This is a genomic window from Streptomyces sp. NPDC045967 (assembly GCF_056430495.1).
Map to the genome: position 1 here is coordinate 162,189 of NZ_JBWKLE010000003.1, position 20,897 is coordinate 183,085.

Here is a 20,897-nt window from a genome sequence, read left to right on the forward strand (position 1 = left end):
ATGAACCAGCAGCTCGCGGGCTACGCCCCGACGCCCGTCACGGCCCGCATGGAGAACCACGGCCGGGCCATGCTCAAGGTCGCCATGCAGAGCGGCCAGGACCTCTTCGCCCGCACCGGCTCGATGGTGGCCTACGAGGGCTTCGTCCAGTACGAGCCCAACCCGCCGGCCGTCCGCCAGATGGCCTCGCAGTGGCTCACCGGCGAAGGCGCCCCGCTGATGAAGTGCACCGGCGACGGCCTGCTCTACCTCGCGGACTACGGCGCGGACGTCGTCGTCATCAATCTCAACAACGACTCGCTCTCCGTCAACGGCACCAACCTGCTCGCCTTCGACGCCCACCTCCAGTGGGGCGTCGAGCGGGTCAAGGGCATGGCCAAGTTCGCCGGGCAGGGCCTGTTCAACGTCCAGATCGCCGGCACCGGCTGGGTCGCGCTCACCTCGCGCGGCACGCCGATCGTCGTGGACTGCGGCCGCGGAGACGACGAGACCTACGTCGACCCGGACGCGCTCGTCGCCTGGTCGCCGAATCTCAAGGTCAAGGGCAAGCGCAGCTTCAAGGCCTCGTCGATGATCGGCCGGGGCAGCGGGGAGGCCTACCAGATGGCCTTCTCCGGCCAGGGCATCGTCGTCGTACAGCCCAGCGAGGACAGCACCGACCGGCTCCGGGCCCGGGGCTGAGGGGGAGCGGACACATCATGCAGAGCGCACTTTTCGCCTACGCCGAGGCGCAGTCCCAGGACCGGTACACCGTCCAGAACCCGCAGCTGCTGCGGGTCTCGCTGACCGGCTCCGACGACATCCTCGCCCGCAAGGGCGCCATGGTCGCCTACCAGGGGATCATCGACTTCGACGGCGAGTACCAGAGCAGCGGGCAGCGGGGCGCCCGCCGCCGCACCGGCGAGGGCCTCGACCTCATGCGCTGCTCCGGGCAGGGCACGGTCTACCTGGCCAACCTCGCCCAGTACGTGCACGTCGTCGATGTCGACCAGGACGGGCTGACCGTCGACAGCAGCTACGTGCTGGCCCTGGACTCCACCCTGCACACCGAGGTCATCGCGGTGGACAGCCAGTACGGCATCTCCGGTTCCGGCAAGTACCAGCTCAACATCAGCGGCCGCGGCAAGGTCGCCCTGATGACCTCGGGGCAGCCGCTGATGATGCAGGTCACGCCCGACAAGTACGTCAACGCCGACGCGGACGCGATCGTCGCCTGGTCCACCTCGCTGCGGGTGCAGATGCAGGCCCAGACGCACTCCACCGGGGTGTGGCGGCGGCGCGGCAACACCGGCGAGGGCTGGGAGCTGAGCTTCCTCGGCACCGGCTACGCCCTGGTGCAGCCCAGCGAGGTGCTGCCGCCGCAGAACGCGCAGATCGGCCAGGGCGCCGCCGCGCAGTTCGGCATGGGCCAGCAGGGAGCGCACGCCCAGAACCAGAACAACGCCTGGAACTAGCCCCGGGCGATGTGGAGAGCACGGCGAAGGGGCGGCCCCACCGGGACCGCCCCTTCGTCATGCCCGGTCCGGCCGGCTCACAGCCGCGCCAGGGTCGCCTCCAGCAGCCGTACGACCGAGGTGTCGGCCACCGACGGCACCTCGGCGTACGGGAACCAGCGCAGGTCCAGCGATTCCTCGCTGATCTCCGCGACCGCCCCGGCCGGCGCCAGCGCCGCGTACTGCACGTCCAGGTGCCAGTGGCAGGGCGCCGGGATCGGATGCCGGTCCAGGCGCACCGGGCCGCCGGGCAGCAGGCTCAGCCCGGCGGCGATGCCCGACTCCTCACGGGCCTCGCGCAGCGCCACCCCGGCGAGGGTGGTGTCACCCGGCTCGCAGTGGCCGCCCATCTGCAGCCACATGCCGAGCTTCTTGTGCAGGGTCAGCAGGACCCGCCCGCGCTCCGGGTCGACCACCAGGGCGCTGCCCGTGACGTGCCCGGCACCGCACGGCTTGTAGACGCCGTCCGGATGGGCGGCCAGGTGCTCCAGGTAGAGGTCGCGCAGCTCGGGCTGGTCCTCATAGCCCTTCAGTACGAGGACCGCGTCGTCGTGCAGGCTCACTTCTGCTCGTCACCGTTCTCGTCGCGCTTGCGGGCGGCCTCGCCGAGCATCTTGTCGATCTCGGAGAAGTCCAGCTGCTCGCGGTGGACGAAGCCGTCCGGGTCGTCCAGGTCCGAGGCGGTCGGCAGCATGTCCGGGTGCTCCCACAGCCCGTCGCGGCCGTCCACACCGCGCGCGTCGGTGAGCGAGGCCCACAGCCGCGAGGCGTCCCGCAGCCGGCGCGGCCGCAGCTCCAGCCCGATCAGCGTCGCGAAGGTCTGCTCCGCCGGACCGCCGGAGGCACGGCGCCGGCGCATGGTCTCGCGCATCGCGTCCGCCGAGGTCAGCCGGGGTGTCGCGGCCGCGTGGACCACCGCGTCGACCCAGCCCTCGACCAGTGCGAGCGCCGTCTCCAGGCGGGCCAGGGCGGCCTTCTGCTCGGGGGTGTCCTGCGGCTGGAACATGCCGCCCTGCAGCGCTTCCTGCAGCTGCTCCGGGTTGGACGGGTCCAGCTGGCCCATCACGTCCTCCAGCTTGGAGGTGTCCACCTTGATGCCGCGGGCGTAACCCTCGACCGCGCCGAACAGGTGCGAGCGCAGCCACGGGACGTGCGCGAAGAGCCGGGCGTGGGCCGCCTCGCGCAGGGCCAGGTAGAGGCGCACTTCGTCCGAGGGCACGCTGAGGTCCTTGCCGAAGCTCTCGACGTTCAGCGGCAGCAGGGCGGCCTTGCCGGCCGGGCCCAGCGGCAGCCCGATGTCCGTGGAACCGACGACCTCACCCGCGAGCACGCCCACGGCCTGGCCGATCTGCTGGCCGAACATGGCCCCGCCCATGGAGCGCATCATCCCCAGCAGCGGGCCCGCCATGGCCTGCATCTCCTCGGGGAGCACCCCGCCCATGGCCGCGCCGACCCGCTCGGCGACCGGGTCGACGAGCTCCTTCCACACCGGGAGGGTCGCCTCGACCCACTCGGCGCGGCTCCAGGCCACGGCGGTGGTGGCGCCCGAGGGCAGCGAGGTCACGCCGTCCAGCCAGTGGTCGGCGAGGCGCACGGCCTCCTCGACGGCGGACTTCTCGGCGACGCCGACGCTGGCGTCCTTCACGCCGTCCGCCGTGCCCTGCGCGACGGTCTGGCGGGCGATGTCCTTGGCCATGTCCCAGTTGACGGGACCGCCCTCGTAGCTGAGCATCTGGCCGATCTGCTGGAAGGCCGCGCCCAGGTCGTTCGGGTTCATCGCTCCGAACATCGCGGCGAACGGATTGTCCGCGCCGCCCGGGCCGCCGGCGCCGCCCGGCAGGCCCATGCCGGGGAACCCGAACGGATTCGGGCCGCCCTGACCGCCCTCGTTGCCCTTCTTCTTGCCCTCGTCGCCGTTCTCCGGCTCCTCCGGCGGAAGGCCGAATCCGAATGGGGTGTCACTCACGGGTTTCCTCGGCTCGTAGGGCCGCCGGCGGGAGCCGACGGGCAATGGTCCCGACAACACCACCCAGCCTAGACACCAGGCCCCGCTTCGGGGCTCGGTGCTCCGCCGGCTCCCGGGCTGCGGCAGGATGGACGTCACCTGGTGGGTACGCGTCTCGGCGCGTCCCTACTGAAGACAACCGCTGGAGACGCCTGGTGAGTTCCCCGGATCCGCACGCTTTGGGCAAAGACGGCTCGGACACGCACGGCCGCGCGCCGCACGACGCGGAAATCCGCGCCGAGCACGGCGAGGAGCCTCCCGGTGTTCGCCAGCCGCGAAACCAGGACGGCCTGCCGCGGCGCAGCCCCGTGATCGCCGTCACCGGCGCCGCGTCGGGCGTCGGCGCGGCGCTGGTGGACCGGCTCGCCGCCTCCGACGAGGTCAAGCAGGTCGTTGCGATCGACGAGCGGCGCGGCGACTGCGCGGCCGCGCACTGGCACGTCCTGGACGTGCGGGACCCGGCCATCGCCGAGAAGCTCCGCGGCGCCGACGTGGTCGTGCACCTCGCCCTGGACCTGGACCTGGAGACCGATCCGGCGGCCCGGACGGCGTACAACGTGCGCGGCACCCAGACCGTGCTGACCGCCGCCGCGGCGGCCGGGGTCCACCGGGTCGTGCTGTGCACCTCCGCGATGGTCTACGGCGCCCTGCCCGAGAACGACATCCCGCTCTCCGAGGACTCCGAGCTGCGGGCGACCGCGGAGGCGACCGGCGTCGGCGACCTGCTGGAGATCGAGCGCCTGGGCCGCCGGGCGCCGCGCGCGCACCCCGGCCTGAACGTCACCGTGCTCCGGCCGGCCGTGCTGGTCGGCGGGACGGACACCGCGCTCACCCGGTACTTCGAGTCCCCGCGCCTGCTGGTGGTCGCCGGCTCCCGCCCCACCTGGCAGTTCTGCCACGTCGAGGACCTGGTCAGTGCGCTGGAGTACGCGGCCCTGGAGAAGGTCGAGGGCGAGCTCGCGGTGGGCTGCGAGGGCTGGCTGGAGCAGGAGGAGGTGGAGGAGCTGAGCGGCATCCGCCGGATGGAGCTCCCCTCCGCGGTGGCGCTGGGGGCCGCGGCCCGGCTGCACCGCATCGGCCTGACACCGTCCCCGGCCGGGGACCTCGCCTACACGATGCACCCCTGGGTGGTCAGCGGCAGCGGACTGCACGCGGCGGGGTGGCGGCCGCGCTGGACCAACGAGGAGGTGCTGGCGGAGCTCCTGCAGGAAGTCGCGGGCCGGCACACGGTCGCGGGGCGCCGGCTGGGGCGCAAGGACGCGGCGACCGCCGCTGGTGCCGCGGGGGCGACGGTGGCCCTGCTGGGCGCCGCCGCCGCGGTCCGGCGCGCCCGCAAGCGGCGCGGGATCTGACCGCCGCCGGCCGGCTCCGGCCGGGACGCGGCGCGGGGCTGCGGCGTGTCCGCCGGCCCCGCCGCCGTGCCCCCGCCGCCGTGTGCCACCTGGTCGGCGCGCCGGAGAACCGGGGTTTGCGGCAGGGCGGAGGGGGCCGTCACCAGCTGTTCCTGTAGGAGACTCCCAAGGGGGGCGGCCCGGGACGGGCGAATCAGCTATTTCGCGGTGTCGGCGGCTAGGGCACGATGAAGGCATGGCACCGCACTTCGATCATCCCGGCGAGCAGGCCGCGCAGGACCCGGTCCGGCTGCTCGCGATCCGTGAGACCCCGCTCTCGATCGACGAGGTCTTCCAGGCCGTCGGCGACGACGCGACGGGCGGTACGACGCTCTTCGTCGGCACGGTGCGCAACCACGACGGCGGCGCGGACGTCGACTCCCTCGGCTACTCCTGCCACCCCACGGCCGAGGCCGAGATGCGCCGGATCGCCGAGCGGGTCGTGGCCAAGTACCCGGTCCGGGCCCTGGCGGCCGTGCACCGCGTGGGGGACCTGTCCGTCGGCGACCTGGCGGTGGTCGTCGCCGTGTCCTGCCCGCACCGCGGCGAGGCCTTCGAGGCATGCCGGATGCTGATCGACGACCTCAAGCACGAGGTGCCGATCTGGAAGCACCAGACGTTCGCCGACGGTACCGAGGAGTGGGTCGGCGCCTGCTGAACCCCCCGGTCGCGGCGCTTCCCCCGGAAGGCGGTAGCGTCGCACCCGTTCGGCCGCGCAACACGCCCTCGATTTGCGTAACCCCCCTCCGGGCATGAGCGTTGAAGCCACCAACGACATGAACTACGGGGTAGGGAGGCAGGCCCATGGCGTCTCTGGTGTGGTTGCTCATTCCGCTGTTCGCCGCGATCGGCGCGGGCATATGGGGAAGCTGGGCGGCACGCGACCGCACCCAGGGCGACATATCCGAGCTCGCGGGCTACGCACGGTTCCGCGAGGCCATGGGCAGTGCCGAACGGGCCGAGGCCAAGGAGCGGGCGCACTCCGGCTCCGACGCCGTCTGAGACCCGGGAGCTGCGCGTACGGACCCGTACGGACCGGCCCCGGCGGCCGCCCGGCAGGGCCGTCCCGTACTGTCGGATCCATGCCACGCCGCACTGCGACGATGCTCGCCTCCACCCTCGTGCTGTTCGCGCTCCTCTGCGCGGGTGTGTTCATCAAGGTCCCGTACTCGGAGATGAGCCCCGGCCCCACCGTGAACACCCTCGGGGACTCGCACGGCGAGCCCGTCCTGAACATCTCGGGGCGCAAGACCTACCCCACCAGCGGTCACCTGAACATGACGACGGTCCGCGTCACCGGCGCCGACTACGACATGAACCTGCTGGAAGCGGTGTACGGGTGGCTGGCCGACGACAACATCGTCGTGCCGCACGAGAACCTCTACCCGAACGGCAAGACGGAAGAGCAGTCCACCCAGGAGAACGCCGAGGAGTTCAGCCAGTCGCAGCAGAGCGCCAAGGTGGCCGCCCTGCGACAGCTCGGCATCCCCGTCTCCGCCCGGGTCATCGTCGCCTCGGTGGTCAAGGCGAGCCCCTCGGAGGGCAAGCTGCACGCCGGTGACGTCATCAAGGCGGTGGACGGCGCCCCCGTCACCGCCCCCGCGGACGTGGCGAAGCTCGTCACCAAGCACCAGCCCGGGGAGCCGGTGGTGTTCACCCTCGTGCCCGCCGCCGAGGCGGCCGAGGCGGCGAAGGCCAACCGCGAGCCCGCCGGCACGAGCGAGGTCACCATCACGGCGGGCAAGGCGCAGGACGACGGCCACGCCATCGTCGGCATCCGGGCCGGGACCGACCACACCTTCCCGTTCACGATCGACATCAAGCTCGCCGACGTGGGAGGGCCCAGCGCCGGTCTGATGTTCGCCCTCGGAATCGTCGACAAGCTGTCCCCGGAGGACCTGACCGGCGGCCGGTTCGTCGCGGGCACCGGCACCATCGACGACGCGGGGAAGGTCGGGCCGATCGGCGGCATCCAGATGAAGACCATCGGCGCCCGCCAGGCCGGCGCCGAGTACTTCCTGACGCCCGCCGACAACTGCGCCTCCGCGGCCGTCCACGTGCCCGACGGCCTGACCCTGGTGAAGGTCTCCACGATCGACGACGCCACCCAGGCGCTGCGGAAGATCAGCAAGGGGGACACGGCCGGGCTGCCGCAGTGCGGCGCCACGCCCTGACCCTGCCCCCCTGCGGGCGCCGGGCGTCAGGAGAAGGTCGCCGCCAGTGCCTCCGCCAGCCCCGGCACCAGACCCCCGCCGGTGAGGACCTCCGTCGAGGAGTCCTTCTCGCGCAGCCGTACGGCCGACTCCCGCGAGCCGTCGCGCAGCACCGCCACGGTCAGCCGGACCTCCTGTCGCTCGGGGTGCCCGGCGACCCACTTGGCCAGCTGCTTGTCGCCCAGCCCCTCCGGTACGGAAGCCTCCGCGGAGGGCGGCAGCATCAGCCGCTCCACCGTCAGCGCGCAGCCGACGACCGCGTCGGGCCAGGCGACGGTGCCCAGGAACTTGTCGAGGGGCGTCCCGGGGGGCAGCTCGTCCTGCTCGATCGGGGTGAGGGAGCGCTTGCCGGCGTCGTCCTGGTCGAGACCGAGCTGGCCGGCGAGGCGCGGCTCCTGCCTCTTGAGCCTGGCGGTGTCGACGAGGGCGAACAACCGGGCGGGCTGGTCCCAGCCCAGGCCGGCCGCGTACTCGTCGATCTCGAGACAGGCCCGGGTCAGCGGACTGGCCGCCATCGGAGTGCCGGGGGAAGGGGAAACGTTGGACATGGACAACATCCTGCCTCCTTTCCACCGGATACCGGGAACTGACCAAAGCCTCAGTAAGTTGCATGAGTGGGCTCTACGATCGGGGGCCCGTTGAATACCAGACCTCTCCCCGGACTCCGTCCAGGGAGACCACCAGACTTTCAGAGGTGCGCACCTTGGCTTTCCAGATGCCGGACCGCGGCGGAGGCCCTTCGGGGCCACGGATGAGAGTCGGCCGCCCCTCCCGGCGTGCCCGCACTCTCCTCATGACCTTGGGCGTGCTGGCGGTCCTCGTCATGCTCTTCATCATGTTCGCGGGCTTCTGGACGGACTGGCTCTGGTTCCGCTCCGTGCAGTACTCCACCGTCTTCACCACCACGCTGTGGACCAAGATCGGCCTGTTCGCCGTCTTCGGTCTGCTGATGGCGGGTGCCGTGGGGTTCAACATCTGGCTGGCGCACCGGCTGCGCCCGCCGCTCAGCGCGATGTCGATGGAGCAGCAGAGCCTCGACCGCTACCGGATGAGCGTCGCCCCGTACAAGAAGTGGCTGCTGCTGGGCATCGCCGTCCTCGTCGGCCTCATCGCGGGCGCCTCGGCGGCCGGCCAGTGGAAGACCTGGCTGATGTATGTGAACGGGGTGCCCTTCGGTCAGAAGGACCCCGAGTTCCACCTGGACGTGTCGTTCTACACCTTCGACCTGCCCTGGTACCGCTTCCTCCTCGGCTTCGGCTTCGCCGCGGTCGTGCTGTCGGTGATCGCCGCCGCCGTCGTGCACTACCTGTACGGCGGACTGCGGGTGACCAGCCCGGGCGCGCGCGCCACCGCGGCGGCCACCGGCCACCTTTCGGTGCTGCTCGGCCTGTTCGTCACGCTCAAGGCGATCGCGTACTGGCTCGACCGGTACGGCCTGGCCGTCAAGTCCAGTGACTTCAAGGCCGCGGACAACTGGACCGGTCTGCGCTACGTCGACGCGAACGCCTACCTCCCGGCGAAGACGATCCTCGTCGCCATCGCCGCGATCTGCGCCGTGCTGTTCTTCGCGACGCTGTGGCGCCGCACCTGGCAGCTGCCCGTCATCGGTTTCGGCCTGATGGTGCTCTCCGCGATCCTGATCGGCGGGCTCTACCCCGCGATCGTGCAGAAGTTCCAGGTCCAGCCGAACGAGCAGGCCAAGGAATCGCCGTACGTCCAGAAGAACATCAAGGCGACGCGCGACGCCTACGGGATCGCCGGCTCGGAGGTCAAGGACTACCCGGGCGTCCCGGTCGCGGGCACGGACAAGAACCAGCTGCGCAAGGCGGCCGACACCACCGCCAGCGTGCGCCTCCTCGACCCGAACATCGTCTCGCCGGCGTTCCAGCAGCTCCAGCAGGTCAAGGGCTACTACGCCTTCCCGTCCACGCTCGCGGTGGACCGGTACAGCGGGCAGGACACCGTCATCGGGCTGCGCGAGCTGAACATCGCGGGCATCCCGAAGAACAACTGGATCAACGACCACTTCAAGTACACCCACGGCTACGGCGTGGTCGCGGCCAAGGGCACCACCGTCGGTGACCAGGGCGCCCCCGACTTCACCCAGTCCGACCTGCCCTCCAAGGGCATGTTCGGCACGGACTTCGAGCAGCGCATCTACTACGGCGAGCAGACCAAGCAGTACTCGATCGTCGGCGGTCCGCAGAAGGAGCTCGACTACTCGGACGACAAGGGCGAGAAGGAGACGAGCTACACCGGCAAGTCCGGCGTCAGCCTCGACAACCCGATCAACCGGGCGGCCTACGCGCTGAGCTTCAGCGAGCCGCAGATCCTCTACTCGGGGGCCATCGGCGACGGCTCGCGGATCCTGTACAACCGCACGCCCAAGGAGCGCGTGGAGGCCGTCGCCCCGTGGCTGACCATCGACGGCGCCCCGTACCCGGCGGTCGTCGACGGCCGGATCAAGTGGATCGTGGACGCGTACACGACCACCAACGGCTACCCGTACGCCTCGCGCACCACGCTGGGCCAGAGCACCGCGGACTCGCTGACCAACAGCCAGCGCGCGGTGGTGGCGCAGGAGAACCAGGTCAACTACATCCGCAACTCGGTGAAGGCCACCGTCGACGCCTACGACGGCAAGGTCGACCTGTACCAGTGGGACACCAAGGACCCGGTCCTGAAGACGTGGATGAAGGCGTTCCCGGACACGGTGAAGCCCAAGAGCGAGATCTCCAAGCCGCTCATGGACCACCTGCGCTACCCGCAAGACCTGTTCAAGGTCCAGCGCGAGCTGCTGACCCGCTACCACGTCACCGACCCGCAGACCTTCCTCAGCGGCAGTGAGGCCTGGGCCGTCCCCGACGACCCGACGACCAAGGCCGGTACGGCGGTTCCGCCGTACTACCTGTCGATGAAGCTGCCGGACCAGACGGAGAAGGACCAGGTCTTCTCGCTCACCACGACGTTCACGCCGAACGAGCGGGACAACCTGAGCGCCTTCATGGCGGTCAACGCCGATCCGGGCACCGCGGACTACGGCAAGATCAGCATCCTCAAGCTGCCGACCAGCAAGCCGGTCGACGGCCCCAAGCAGGTCCAGAGCAAGTTCCAGTCCGAACCGAAGATCGCCGAGTCGATCCGCCTGCTGCGCGGCGGCGACTCGGAGGTCGAGTACGGAAACCTGCTCACGGTCCCGCTCGACGGCGGCATGCTCTACGTGGAGCCGGTGTACGTGCGCAGTTCGGGGCTGAAGTACCCGCTGCTGCGCAAGGTGCTGGTGACGTACGGCGGGCAGACCGCGTTCGAGGACACCCTGGAGCAGGCGCTCAACGTGGTCTTCGGAGCCCAGGCCCCGACCACGCCCGTGCCGCCGGCCCAGCCTCCGGGCGAGGGCACGGCGAACCCGCCGACCCCGACGGACCCAACGGTCAAGGCGGCGCTCGCCGAAGCCCAGCGGGCCATCGAGGACGCCGAGAAGGCCAGGCAGGCGGGCGACTGGGCGGCCTTCGGCAAGGCGCAGGACGAGATCAAGGCGGCGCTGAAGCGGGCGATCGACGCGGAGGCGAAGCTGACGGCGCCCCAGCCGGGAGGCTGACGGCCGCTCGGTGAAGGCTCCGCCCCGCGTCGTGATACTGTGGTTTCACCGACGCGGGGTGGAGCAGCTCGGTAGCTCGCTGGGCTCATAACCCAGAGGTCGCAGGTTCAAATCCTGTCCCCGCTACTGACGACGAAGGCCCGGATCCTATGGGATCCGGGCCTTCGTCATGTCCGGGGTGGACACGTGGTAGCTGAGACGGGTGAGTTGGGGCAGGAGCGTGTTTGACTTGACTCTCTATGGGCATGTCGACAAAACGCTGTAGTGACCTCACTGGCTGCGACATACCAGGTGTACGCGGGTAGCAGGTGATGCGACGATGGGATTTATGGGGGACAGGTCAACTCTGCTGGAGACAGGGCGGTTTGCGAGGACGGATGCCGAGCCGGGTACGGGAGCCGGTGACCAGGCTCCCGTTGTCAACGCGCAGACCGCACTGACCGATGCGGATTTCGCGGAGGAAATGTTCGCCGAGACCGATACGGCGAGCGACGCCGAGCTCGAGGCCCGGCACCGGGTGGCCGCCGACAAGGGCGACCCGGGGGCCATGAGCGTGCTCGGCGCCCTCCTGCTGCGCCGCGGCGACCTCGACGGTGCCGAACCCTACCTGCGCGGTGCCACGGGCGAGGGGGACCGTGCCGCCGCGAACAACCTGGGCGTCCTGCTGCACCAGCGGGGCTATCCCGAAGAGGCGGCCGGCTGGTGGCGGGTGGCCGCCGTGGCCGGATCCGCTCCCGCCGCGCACGCCCTGGGCCGCTACTTCCGTGAGCGCGGGGACGAGCCGGCCGCCGAGTACTGGCTGCGCCAGGCGGCCGAATCCGGCCACGCCCTGGGCGCCTACGGGCTGGCCGACCTGCTGGAGCACCGCGGCGACAAGGGCGTGGAGCGCTGGTTCCGGGCGGCGGCCGAGCAGGGGCACCGCGAAGCGGCCTACCGGCTGGCGCGGCACCTGCGCAAGGGGGACCCCGCCGAGGCCGAGCAGTGGTACCGCCAGGCCGCCGCGCGCGGGCACCGCCGTGCCGCGCTGCACCTGGGCGCGCTGCTGGAGGCGCGCGGCGAGCTCAAGGAGGCCGGCCGCTGGTACCTGACCTCCGCCAAGCAGGGCGAGGCCCGCGCGGCCTGCGCGCTGGGTTTCCTGCTGCGCGACGCGGGGGACGAGGACAGCGCCGCCGCGTGGTGGCACCGCGCCGCCCAGGACGGTGACGGCAACGCCGCCAACGCGCTCGGCGCGCTGCACGCCGCCCGCGGCGAGACCCAGACCGCGGAGCGCTGGTACCGGGCCGCCATGGACGCGGGCGACCAGAACGGGGCGTACAACCTTGCTTTGCTGTGCGTCGCGCAGGACCGGACGGCGCAGGCCGAGCAGTGGTACCGGCGGGCGGCCTACGCCGGCCACCGCGAGGCGGCCAACGCGCTCGCCATCCTGCTGCTCCAGGGCGGCGACGCGGAGGGCGCCGAGCCGTGGTTCTCCAAGGCGGCCGAGGCGGGCAGCGTGGACGCCGCCTTCAACCTCGGGATCCTCTTCGCCAGCCGCGACGAGGACCGCACGGCCCTGAAGTGGTACGAGCGGGCCGCCGCGGCGGGTCACACCGACGCCGCGCTCCAGGTGGGCATCGCGCTCGTGCGCGACGGCGAGGAGCGGGCCGCCGAACGGCACCTGCGGTGCGCGGCGGGCGGCGGCAGCGCGGAGGCCGCCTTCCGGCTGGCCTCGCTGCTGGAGTCCCTCGCCCCGCCGCCGGAGCCGGTGGCGCTCGGCGAGCCGGTGGGCGGCGCCCCGCGGACCGAGAGCGAGGAGTGGTACGAGCGGGCCGCCGAGCTGGGGCACCGCCGGGCCCAGGTGCGCGTCGGCATGCTCGCCGCGGCCCGGGGGGACCTGGCGGCGGCCGCGCGCTGGTACCGGGAGGCGGCCGAGGCAGGCTCCCGCAACGGCGCGTTCAACCTCGGGCTGCTGCTGGCCCGCGAGGGCAGCGAGCCGGAGGCCGCCCTGTGGTGGACCCGCGCGGCGGTCGCGGGCCACGGCCGGGCCGCGCTGCGGCTGGCCCTGCTGGCGGCGCGCCACGGGGACCTGGCCGAGGGGCAGAAGTGGTGCGTCCGCGCCATGGAGCTGGGACCGGCCGAGGTGTCGGAGCGCGCGGCGCGGCTGCGGGACGCCCTCGCCGAGGAACTCTCGGCCTGATCCGGGGCCGGAGGGTTCAGCCGGTTAACCGATTTGCATCTGCTGTGCGGCCTCACGTACAGTCGGGTTTACCGACGCGGGGTGGAGCAGCTCGGTAGCTCGCTGGGCTCATAACCCAGAGGTCGCAGGTTCAAATCCTGTCCCCGCTACTGAAAGGCTCAGGGCCCGGATCCCATGGATCCGGGCCCTGAGTCGTTTCCGCATGTGAAGCATGTGAAGCAGGAGGCCCGGATCCCTCGGGGGATTCGGGCCTCCTCGTGTCCGGGGTCAGGCGGCGGCGCAGTGGGGGCACACCCCGCGGTACGTCACCTCGACCGCCGACACCGTGAAGCCGAATCGCTCGGTGTCCGGGAGGTCGGCCAGCGGGTCGCCCGCCGGGTGGACGTCGCGGATCGCGCCGCACTGCGCGCACACCAGGTGCTGGTGGGGGCGGTGGGCGTTGGGGTCGTACCGCTTGGCGCGGCGGTCCGTGGAGACCTCCAGCACCTCGCCGAGCGTCACGAGCTCACCGAGCGTGTTGTAGACCGTTGCCCGGGAGATCTCCGGCAGTCTGGCCACGGCGCGGGCGTGCACCTCGTCGGCCGTCAGGTGCACGTGGTCACCGTCGAGCACCTCGGCCACGACGCGCCGCTGTGCGGTCATGCGCCAGCCGCGTCCGCGAAGTCGTTCCAGCAGGTCACTCATGCACACCAGCCTAACAGCGAGGGAACAGGGTGTAACTCCCGAACCGGTGCGGACTTGGACAACCGCCGGACTTGGATCAAGTCCAGACAGCGGGAGAGTGGCGGGACCGCGACCGCCGTAGCGGGTGACGGGCCGGAACCGGCCGGGGCTCCGGCCCGTCGCCGCCCTAGGCCGCCACGGTGCGCCGCGCGGGTGCCCAGCAGCGGATGACGTCGCGCACGGAGACGATGCCCACCGGACCGCCGTCCTCCAGGACGATCAGATGCCGGAAGCCGCCGTGGGCCATGGCCTCGGCGGCCTCCTGCACGGTGGCCTCCGGGGTGCAGAACACCACGTTGTTGGTGGTGTGCGCCCCCACGGTCTCGAGGTCGGGGTCATGGCCCGCGCCGATGGAGTTGAGGATGTCGCGCTCGGTCAGGATGCCGATGCCGCTGTGGTCGGGGTCGAGTACGACAGCTGCGCCGATGCGCCGGCCCGACATCAGGCAGGCCGCCTGACGCAGGGTGTGCGCGGGTCCGAGGGTGAGGATCACGGTGCTCATTGCGTGACGGACGAGCATGAAGAGAGCCACCTCCTGGGGTGAGTCCCTCCGCTTGGGTGTGGGGCGTCCGCGAGAGCCTCGAGAAAGGCTTCACAAGCGCACAAGCGGAGGATTCTCAGACTCCCACGCACACGGACCGTCAACAAGAGGGCCCGCACGGCGACATGGCGGTCGGCGTGCTGAGCCGCGGTGCGACGGGGACGGCCCGCGTGCTCAAACGCGCGGGCGCAGCAGTTCCAGCATCTCCTCGTGGAGCAGCCCGTTGGACGCGGCCGCGTTCCCGCCGTGCACCCCGTCCACCCCGTCCAGGCTGGTGAAGCGGCCGCCCGCCTCCTGGACCACCACCGCGATGGCCGCCATGTCCCACAGGTTCAGCTCGGGTTCCGCGCACAGGTCGAGCGAGCCCTCGGCGACCATCATGTACGGCCAGAAGTCCCCGTAGCCGCGGGTGCGCCAGCAGGCGCGGGTCAGGTCCAGGAAACCCGGCAGGCGGCCCTGCTCCTCCCAGCCGCTCAGCGAGGAGTAGGCGAAGGAGGCGTCGCCCAGCCCGGCCACCTTCGAGACGCCGATCGGGGTGGTCGCCCCGAGCGCGCCGCCCGCGAACGCGCCGCCGCCGCGCACCGCCCACCAGCGCCTGCCCAGCGCGGGCGCGGACACCACGCCCACCACGGGCCGGAAGACGCCGTCCGGGTCCTGCGCCATCAGGGAGATCAGGGTCGCCCACACCGGCACCCCGCGCACGTAGTTCTTGGTGCCGTCGATGGGGTCCACCACCCAGCGCCGCGGCCCGTCGCCCTTGAGGCCGTACTCCTCGCCGAGGATCGCGTCGTCGGGCCGAGCGGCTTCGATCCCGGCCCGGATGATCTCCTCGGCGACCTGGTCCGCCTCGCTCACCGGGGTCATGTCCGGCTTCGTCTCGACTTTCAGGTCGAGGGCACGGAAACGCTCCATCGTCGCGGCGTCCGCCGCGTCGGCGAGTTCCAGGGCGAGGCGCAGGTCATCGTCATACTCGGACATGGCCGAACAGTATCGCGGCCGGTGGCGCGGCCGGGACGCGCCCTTGACAGGATCTGTCGACCCGTCAACTCTGGCCGGGGAACCCAGCGGGAAGCGGCCCTTGGGAGGCGACGATGCCGGCAGCCCGGGAAACCCTGTTGGAGGCGGCCTCGGCGGCGCTCTCGGCCCGCCCTTGGCCCGCCGTGCGGATGGTCGAGGTCGCCGCGGCCGCCGGGGTGTCGCGGCAGACCCTGTACAACGAGTTCGGCGGCAAGGGGGGCCTGGGCCGCGCCTTGGTCCGGCGCGAGGGCGAGTGGTACCTGGAGGGGGTCGAGCGGGCCCTGTCCACCCCGGCCCCCACCTCCCAGCGGCTCGCCGCGGTCGCCGAGTGGACCGTGCGCGCGGCCCGCGCCCACCCCCTCGTACGGGCCCTGCTCACCGGGTTCTGGGATCCGGCCCTGCCCGCGGCCGGCCGCGCGCCCGGCCCCGGCGAGCTGGCCCGGGCGGTGCGGGACCGGGCGGCCGCCGCGCTCATGCCCGCCCAGGACGCCCAGCGGTGCGAGCTCGCCGTACGGCTCGCGCTGTCCTACGTCGTGGCCCCGGGGGAGGAGCCGGGAGCGGGCGAACTGCTGCGGCTGCTCAGTGCGCAGAACCGGACAGCTGGAGCCCGATGACCCCGAGGATCACCAGGGAGATCGAGACCAGCTTGAGGGTGGAGACCAGGTCGCCGAGGAAGACCATGCCGTAGATCGCCGTCCCGGCCGCGCCGATGCCCGTCCACACCGCGTACGCCGGGCCCACGTCCAGCTTCCTGAGGGCGAGGGTGAGCAGCCCGAAGCTGCCGAGCGCGAAGCAGGCGAACGCGACGGTCGGCCACAGCCGGGTGAAGCCGTGCGACAGCTTGAGGCAGACCGCGAAGCCGGTCTCCAGGAGTCCCGCAACCACGACGAGCAGCCACGCCATGTCGTATGCCTCCCCGCGTCACGTGAGTCCTCGCCGCCTGGTGCGATTATGCACGCGGCCGGACACGATGGTCGGCAAACCCGACGGTGCGTCAGTCTCCCTCGCGGCGCTCCCGCGTCTCCAGCAGCCGCCGCAGCGAGTACAGCCGGGCCGGGTCCGCGTGGCCCTCCTCCACCCAGGTGTCCAGGGCGCAGTCCGGCTCGTCGTGGCTGCACGCGCGCGGGCACCCCTCGGTGCCGGGCACCAGGTCGGGGAAGGCCAGGATCACCCGCGACGGGTCCACGTGGTGCAGCCCGAAGGAGCGCACGCCGGGGGTGTCGATGACCCAGCCGTCGCCGCCCGGCAGCGGCAGCGCGAGCGCCGAGGTGGTGGTGTGCCGGCCGCGGCCGGTGACCGCGTTGACGTGCCCGGTGGCGCGCCGGCGGTCCTCGGCGACCAGCGAGTTGACCAGGGTGGTCTTGCCGACGCCCGAATGGCCGACGAAGGCCGTGATCCGGCCGTGGAGCCGTTCGCGCACCCGGTCGGCCGCGTCGCCCGCCGCGAGCTCCTCGCGGTTGGTCACCACGTAGTTCACGCCGAGCGTCGAGTAGATCTCCAGGATCTTGTCGGCGGAGGTCAGATCGGACTTGGTGAGCACGAGCAGCGGTTCCAGACCGGCGTCGTACGCCGCCACCAGGCAGCGGTCGATCATCCGGGGCCGCGGCTCCGGGTCGGCCAGGGCGGTCACGATGGCCAGCTGGTCGGCGTTGGCGACGACCACCCGCTCGTACGGGTCGTCGTCGTCCGCGGTGCGCCGCAGGACGGACCGGCGTTCCTCGATCCGCACGATCCGGGCGAGGGTGTCCTTCCTGCCGGACAGGTCGCCGACGATCCAGACGCGGTCCCCGACCACCGCCGCCTTGCGGCCCAGCTCCCGGGACTTCATCGCGGTGATGGTGCGGTCCTCGACCAGGCAGGTCAGCCGACCCCGGTCGACGGTCAGGACGAAGCCCTCGGAGGCGTCCTCGTGCTTGGGCCGGATGCTCGTCCGCGGCCGGTTGCCCTTGGGGTTGGGCCGCTGGCGGATGTCGTCCTCGTCGGTGTTCTTGCCGTACCTGCGCATGACCGGGCCCTACGCTCCCGCTCCCGCGGCCGGATCCCCGGCGAGCATGTCCGCCCACATCTGCGGGAAGTCCGGCAGGGTCTTCGCGGTCGTCGCCACGTTCTCGATCATCACGCCCTCCACCGCCAGGCCGATCACCGCGCCCGCGGTGGCCATCCGGTGGTCGTCGTATGTGTGGAAGGTGCCGCCGTGCAGCGGGCGCGGCCGGATGTGCAGGCCGTCGGCCGTCTCGGTGACGTCGCCGCCGAGGGCGTTGATCTCGCTGGTCAGCGCGGCCAGCCGGTCGGTCTCGTGCAGGCGCAGGTGCTGGACACCGCGCAGGACGGACTCGGAGTCGGCCAGCGCCGCGACCGCCGCGATGCCCGGGGTGAGCTCGCCGACCTCGCCCAGGTCGACGTCGATGCCGTGGATCTTGCCGGTACCGGTGAAGACCAGGCCCTCGTCGGTCAGCTCGCAGGAGCCGCCCATCTCGGTGAAGATCCGCCGCAGCGCGTCACCGGGCTGCGTGGTGCGGCGCGGCCAGTCCGGGATGGTGACCGTGCCGCCGGTGATCAGCGCCGCGGCCAGGAACGGCTGGGCGTTGGACAGGTCGGGCTCCACCACCAGATCGCGGCCGAGCACCGCGCCGGGGGCCACCCGCCACACGTTCTTCTCGCCGCCCGACTCCGGGGTGTCCACCTGGGCGCCGGCCGCGCGCAGCATCTCCACCGTCATCCGGATGTGCGGCAGCGACGGCAGGACGCTGCCCACGTGCCGCACCTCGACGCCCTGGTTGAAACGCGGGGCGGAGAGCAGCAGCGCGGAGACGAACTGGGAGGAGTTCGAGGCGTCGATCTCCACGACGCCGCCCTCCAGGGCTCCGCCGCCCTGCACGGTCAGCGGCAGCGCGCCCCGGCCGTCGTCGTCGATGCGGGCGCCGAGGGTGCGCAGGGCGTCGACGACCTGGCCCAGCGGGCGCTCGTAGGAGCGCGGGTCGCCGTCGAAGCGGATGTCCCCCTCGGCGAGGGTGGCGACGGGCGGCAGGAAGCGCATGACCGTGCCCGCGTTGCCCACGTCGACGGTGGCGGGGCCGTAGAGGGCGGCGGGGATGATCCGCCAGGCCTCCCCGCCGAGCGCGGCGCCCGCCCCCGAGGAGCTGGAGGAGACGGTCTCCTCGATGCCCACGCCCATCGCCCGCAAGGCGTCCGCCATCAGCTGGGAGTCGCGCGAGCGCAGCGGGCGGCGCACCCAGCCCGGCTCGGCGGCGAGCGCGGCGAGCACGAGGGCGCGGTTGGTGACCGACTTGGACCCGGGCACGGTGACGGTGGCGCGGACGGCGGCGTCGGCGGTCGGGGCGGGCCAGAGGACGGGGAGCGCGGGGGTCTCGGTCATGGCCCCCACTTTAGTGGCTCCGCCCGGACCCGGATCTTGATCGCCGGCCCGTCTCAGAGGGCGAGAAGCCACCGGCCGCCGCCCACCAGGGAGCACAGCGCGACCACGTGGAAGAGGAGCAGCCACACCACCGGGTGCACGTGGGTGAGGCGCCCGAGCTGGTCGGCGTCCGAATCGGGCGCTCCGCCGTGCCGGCGCTTGGCCCCGAGCTCGAAGACCGGCCGGACCCCGCCCAGCAGCAGGAACCACACCACCGCGTACGCGAAGACCGCCTGGACCTGGGCCGGGGCCAGCCACGACACCAGGACGAAGGTCCCGCCGGTCACCACCACGGTCAGCGCCCCGTAGGCGTTGCGGATCATCACCAGCATCGCCACCAGCAGGGCGGTGGCGGCCCACAGCAGCAGCGTGATCCGGTGCGCCGACAGCAGGGCCGCCCCGCCGAGGCCCAGCAGCGGGGGAGCGGTGTACCCGGCGGCGGCGGTGAGGACCATGCCGAGCCCGGTCGGCCGGCCCCGGCTGACGGTGACCCCGCTGGTGTCGGAGTGGAGCCGTATCCCGTCCAGGCGGCGGCCGGTCAGCAGCGCCAGCAGGCCGTGGCCCCCCTCGTGCGCGATGGTCACCGCGTTGCGCGAGAGCCGCCACAGCGGGCGCGGTCCCACGGCGGTCAGGGCGGCCAGGCCCGTCGCGATCACCAGCCAGAGGTCGGGCGCGGTCTGTATACCCGTGAGCCGGTCCCACAGGCCGGCCGTCGTGCTGCTGTCCATGGAGGGGCGGACTCCTTGCGGTGCGGTTGCGGGGCCACCTCCCGGCGGGGGCCGGGGGTCGACATGGCAGTGTGGCAGGCATGTGCGGACGGTTTGCAGCGAGTCGGGGCCCCGAGGACCTGGTGGAGGCCTTCGGCATCGAGACGTGGGAGCCGGAGGAGGTCCTGGCCCCCGACTTCAACGTGGCGCCGACCAAGCCGGTCCACGTCGTCCTCGACCGCCCCCTGAAGGACGCGGCCGACCCCCGTCCGGTTCGCCAGCTGCGCACGCTGCGATGGGGACTCGTCCCCTCCTGGGCCGAGAACCCCGACGGCGCAGCCCGGATGATCAACGCCCGGTCGGAGACCCTCGCCGAGAAGCCCTCCTTCCGGCGCCCCTTCGCGCAGCGCCGCTGCATCGTCCCCGCCGACGGCTACTACGAGTGGGTCACCGCCCACGACGAGCGGCAGCTGGAGGTGGAGGGCAGGAGGAAGCGGGCCCGCAAGCAGCCCTACTTCGTGCTCCCGGCCGACGGCTCCGTCCTCGCCCTGGCCGGCATATACGAGTTCTGGCGCGACCGGAGCCTGCCCGACGGGCACCCGCTCGCCTGGTGGGCCACCTGTGCGGTGATCACCACCGAGGCCGAGACCTGCCCGCTGGGGCAGGCTCCCGCCGAGGGGCCGCGCTCGCTCAGCGACATTCACCCCCGGATGCCGCTGATGCTGACCCCCGACCGCTGGGACGCCTGGCTGGACCCCGCGAACACCGACACCGAGGGCGCGCTGCGGGAGCTGCTGGCGCCGCCTCCGGGCGGCCTGATGCGGGCGTACCCGGTCTCCACCGCCGTGAGCAACGTACGCAACAACGCCCCGGAGCTGCTGGCGGAGCTGGCCGCGCCGGAGGAGGGCACCCTCTTCTGACCCGGGCAGGATGGGGCGCATGAGAACCCGCACCCAGAGCGTCGACACCCCGGCGGGCGAGGCCCGCGTCACCTGGCACACCGCCCCCGGGGCGCGGCTCGTGCTCGCCGCGGGCCACGGGGCCGGCGGCGGGGTCGAGGCCCGGGACCTGCAGGCACTGGCCGCCGCCCTGCCCGCGCACGGCATCACCGTCGCCCTGGTCGAGCAGCCCTGGCGGGTCGCCGGGAAGAAGGTCGCCGCCGCGCCCAAGGTGCTCGACGAGGGGTGGCGCGGGCTGTGGCCGGCCCTCGCCGGGCCCGGGCTGCCCGTGGTCGCCGGCGGCCGCAGCGCCGGTGCCCGCGTCGCCTGCCGGACCGCGGCCGCCCTCGGCGCGGCCGGGGTCCTGGCGCTGGCCTTCCCGCTGCATCCGCCGGGTCGGCCGGAGAGGTCCCGGGCCGAGGAGCTGCTGGGCGCCGGACGGCCCACCCTGGTGGTGCAGGGCGGCCGCGATCCCTTCGGGCGTCCCGAGGAGTTCCCGCGGAGCGGTCCGTACACGCTGGTGGAGGTCCCGCACGGGGACCACGGCTTCGCCGTCCCCAAGCGGGCGGACGTCACCCAGGAGGAGGCGCTCGCCCTGATCACCGGGGCGGTGGCCGAATGGCTCACCGCGCTCGAACTCTGACCGGGGGCGGGTGGATACCGGGGGTGATCCGGATCAC

At 72.5% G+C, this 20,897-nt stretch carries 21 protein-coding genes and 2 tRNA genes; 13 read left to right on the top strand and 10 right to left on the bottom strand.

What is annotated here, in order from left to right; all coding sequences use genetic code 11:
* Positions 1-681 carry an AIM24 family protein gene (locus tag AC07FY_RS07675; RefSeq protein ID WP_479003136.1) on the top strand — a complete coding sequence of 227 codons (681 nt, stop codon included), beginning with the start codon at positions 1-3 and terminating at the stop codon, positions 679-681.
* Between the two features lie 17 nt (positions 682-698).
* The gene (locus AC07FY_RS07680) at positions 699-1,454 is read left to right on the top strand and encodes an AIM24 family protein (RefSeq protein ID WP_479002030.1); all 756 of its coding nucleotides are present in this window, start codon (positions 699-701) and stop codon (positions 1,452-1,454) included.
* Between the two features lie 77 nt (positions 1,455-1,531).
* Here AC07FY_RS07680 and AC07FY_RS07685 read toward each other — a convergent pair whose 3' ends face one another.
* Both AC07FY_RS07685 and AC07FY_RS07690 read right to left on the bottom strand, forming a co-directional pair.
* Positions 1,532-2,056, bottom strand: coding sequence for an NUDIX hydrolase (locus AC07FY_RS07685; protein WP_479002033.1), 525 nt, complete (start codon positions 2,054-2,056; stop codon positions 1,532-1,534).
* Complete coding sequence (locus AC07FY_RS07690) at positions 2,053-3,459, bottom strand: zinc-dependent metalloprotease (protein ID WP_479002035.1); 1,407 nt, start codon at positions 3,457-3,459, stop codon at positions 2,053-2,055. The genes AC07FY_RS07685 and AC07FY_RS07690 overlap by 4 nt, the downstream gene beginning before the upstream one ends.
* A 329-nt stretch (positions 3,460-3,788) precedes the next feature.
* Here AC07FY_RS07690 and AC07FY_RS07695 point away from each other — a divergent pair, with 329 nt between their 5' ends.
* The 4 genes from AC07FY_RS07695 (at position 3,789) to AC07FY_RS07710 (ending at position 7,063) form a co-directional block, all read left to right on the top strand.
* Positions 3,789-4,850, top strand: a complete 1,062-nt coding sequence (locus tag AC07FY_RS07695) for an SDR family oxidoreductase (RefSeq protein ID WP_479003139.1) — start codon at positions 3,789-3,791, stop codon at positions 4,848-4,850.
* A gap of 235 nt (positions 4,851-5,085) precedes the next feature.
* A complete protein-coding gene (locus AC07FY_RS07700) occupies positions 5,086-5,547 on the top strand; it encodes a molybdenum cofactor biosynthesis protein MoaE (RefSeq protein ID WP_479002038.1) in 462 nt (153 codons plus the stop codon).
* A 146-nt stretch (positions 5,548-5,693) separates the two neighbouring features.
* On the top strand, positions 5,694-5,891 hold the full coding sequence (locus AC07FY_RS07705) for a hypothetical protein (protein ID WP_479002040.1): 198 nt from the start codon (positions 5,694-5,696) through the stop codon (positions 5,889-5,891).
* A gap of 80 nt (positions 5,892-5,971) precedes the next feature.
* The gene (locus AC07FY_RS07710; protein WP_479002043.1) at positions 5,972-7,063 is read left to right on the top strand and encodes a YlbL family protein; all 1,092 of its coding nucleotides are present in this window, start codon (positions 5,972-5,974) and stop codon (positions 7,061-7,063) included.
* Positions 7,064-7,089: 26 nt separating this feature from the next.
* Here the strand turns inward: AC07FY_RS07710 and AC07FY_RS07715 are convergent, their stop codons facing one another.
* Complete coding sequence (locus tag AC07FY_RS07715; protein WP_479002046.1) at positions 7,090-7,659, bottom strand: PPA1309 family protein; 570 nt, start codon at positions 7,657-7,659, stop codon at positions 7,090-7,092.
* Positions 7,660-7,817: 158 nt separating this feature from the next.
* Between AC07FY_RS07715 and AC07FY_RS07720 the strand changes: the two genes are divergently transcribed.
* The 4 genes from AC07FY_RS07720 (at position 7,818) to AC07FY_RS07735 (ending at position 13,025) form a co-directional block, all read left to right on the top strand.
* Positions 7,818-10,700, top strand: coding sequence for a UPF0182 family membrane protein (locus AC07FY_RS07720; RefSeq protein ID WP_479003142.1), 2,883 nt, complete (start codon positions 7,818-7,820; stop codon positions 10,698-10,700).
* Between the two features lie 52 nt (positions 10,701-10,752).
* A tRNA-Met gene (locus AC07FY_RS07725) sits at positions 10,753-10,826 on the top strand.
* A gap of 193 nt (positions 10,827-11,019) precedes the next feature.
* A complete protein-coding gene (locus AC07FY_RS07730; RefSeq protein ID WP_479002049.1) occupies positions 11,020-12,876 on the top strand; it encodes a tetratricopeptide repeat protein in 1,857 nt (618 codons plus the stop codon).
* A 75-nt stretch (positions 12,877-12,951) separates the two neighbouring features.
* Positions 12,952-13,025: transfer RNA gene (locus tag AC07FY_RS07735), tRNA-Met, on the top strand.
* 118 nt (positions 13,026-13,143) lie between these two features.
* Here AC07FY_RS07735 and AC07FY_RS07740 read toward each other — a convergent pair.
* The 3 genes from AC07FY_RS07740 to hisN form a co-directional block, all read right to left on the bottom strand.
* Positions 13,144-13,560, bottom strand: a complete 417-nt coding sequence (locus tag AC07FY_RS07740) for a Fur family transcriptional regulator (RefSeq protein ID WP_479002052.1) — start codon at positions 13,558-13,560, stop codon at positions 13,144-13,146.
* Positions 13,561-13,726: 166 nt separating this feature from the next.
* Entirely contained in the window at positions 13,727-14,119 is a 393-nt protein-coding gene (locus tag AC07FY_RS07745) for a CBS domain-containing protein (RefSeq protein ID WP_479002055.1), read from the bottom strand.
* Positions 14,120-14,314: 195 nt separating this feature from the next.
* The gene (gene hisN, locus AC07FY_RS07750; RefSeq protein ID WP_479002058.1) at positions 14,315-15,118 is read right to left on the bottom strand and encodes a histidinol-phosphatase; all 804 of its coding nucleotides are present in this window, start codon (positions 15,116-15,118) and stop codon (positions 14,315-14,317) included.
* A gap of 113 nt (positions 15,119-15,231) precedes the next feature.
* Between hisN and AC07FY_RS07755 the strand changes: the two genes are divergently transcribed.
* Complete coding sequence (locus AC07FY_RS07755; protein ID WP_479002061.1) at positions 15,232-15,771, top strand: TetR/AcrR family transcriptional regulator; 540 nt, start codon at positions 15,232-15,234, stop codon at positions 15,769-15,771.
* Here AC07FY_RS07755 and AC07FY_RS07760 read toward each other — a convergent pair.
* The 4 genes from AC07FY_RS07760 to AC07FY_RS07775 all read right to left on the bottom strand — a co-directional run bounded on the left by AC07FY_RS07760 (position 15,737) and on the right by AC07FY_RS07775 (position 19,300).
* Positions 15,737-16,060 carry a DMT family transporter gene (locus AC07FY_RS07760; protein ID WP_356789799.1) on the bottom strand — a complete coding sequence of 108 codons (324 nt, stop codon included), beginning with the start codon at positions 16,058-16,060 and terminating at the stop codon, positions 15,737-15,739. The genes AC07FY_RS07755 and AC07FY_RS07760 overlap by 35 nt on opposite strands.
* Positions 16,061-16,151: 91 nt before the next feature.
* Positions 16,152-17,162, bottom strand: a complete 1,011-nt coding sequence (gene rsgA / locus AC07FY_RS07765) for a ribosome small subunit-dependent GTPase A (protein ID WP_479002065.1) — start codon at positions 17,160-17,162, stop codon at positions 16,152-16,154.
* A 9-nt stretch (positions 17,163-17,171) separates the two neighbouring features.
* Positions 17,172-18,533 (bottom strand): 3-phosphoshikimate 1-carboxyvinyltransferase, encoded by a 1,362-nt coding sequence (gene aroA, locus AC07FY_RS07770; protein WP_479002068.1) that lies wholly within the window; start codon positions 18,531-18,533, stop codon positions 17,172-17,174.
* Positions 18,534-18,586: 53 nt separating this feature from the next.
* Positions 18,587-19,300 (bottom strand): M50 family metallopeptidase, encoded by a 714-nt coding sequence (locus AC07FY_RS07775; protein ID WP_479002070.1) that lies wholly within the window; start codon positions 19,298-19,300, stop codon positions 18,587-18,589.
* 80 nt (positions 19,301-19,380) lie between these two features.
* On the opposite strand from AC07FY_RS07775, the gene AC07FY_RS07780 reads away from it, so the two are divergent.
* Both AC07FY_RS07780 and AC07FY_RS07785 read left to right on the top strand, forming a co-directional pair.
* Positions 19,381-20,199 carry an SOS response-associated peptidase gene (locus AC07FY_RS07780; RefSeq protein WP_479002073.1) on the top strand — a complete coding sequence of 273 codons (819 nt, stop codon included), beginning with the start codon at positions 19,381-19,383 and terminating at the stop codon, positions 20,197-20,199.
* A 19-nt stretch (positions 20,200-20,218) separates the two neighbouring features.
* A complete protein-coding gene (locus tag AC07FY_RS07785; RefSeq protein ID WP_479002075.1) occupies positions 20,219-20,860 on the top strand; it encodes an alpha/beta hydrolase family protein in 642 nt (213 codons plus the stop codon).
* The last annotated feature ends 37 nt before the right edge of the window (positions 20,861-20,897 follow it).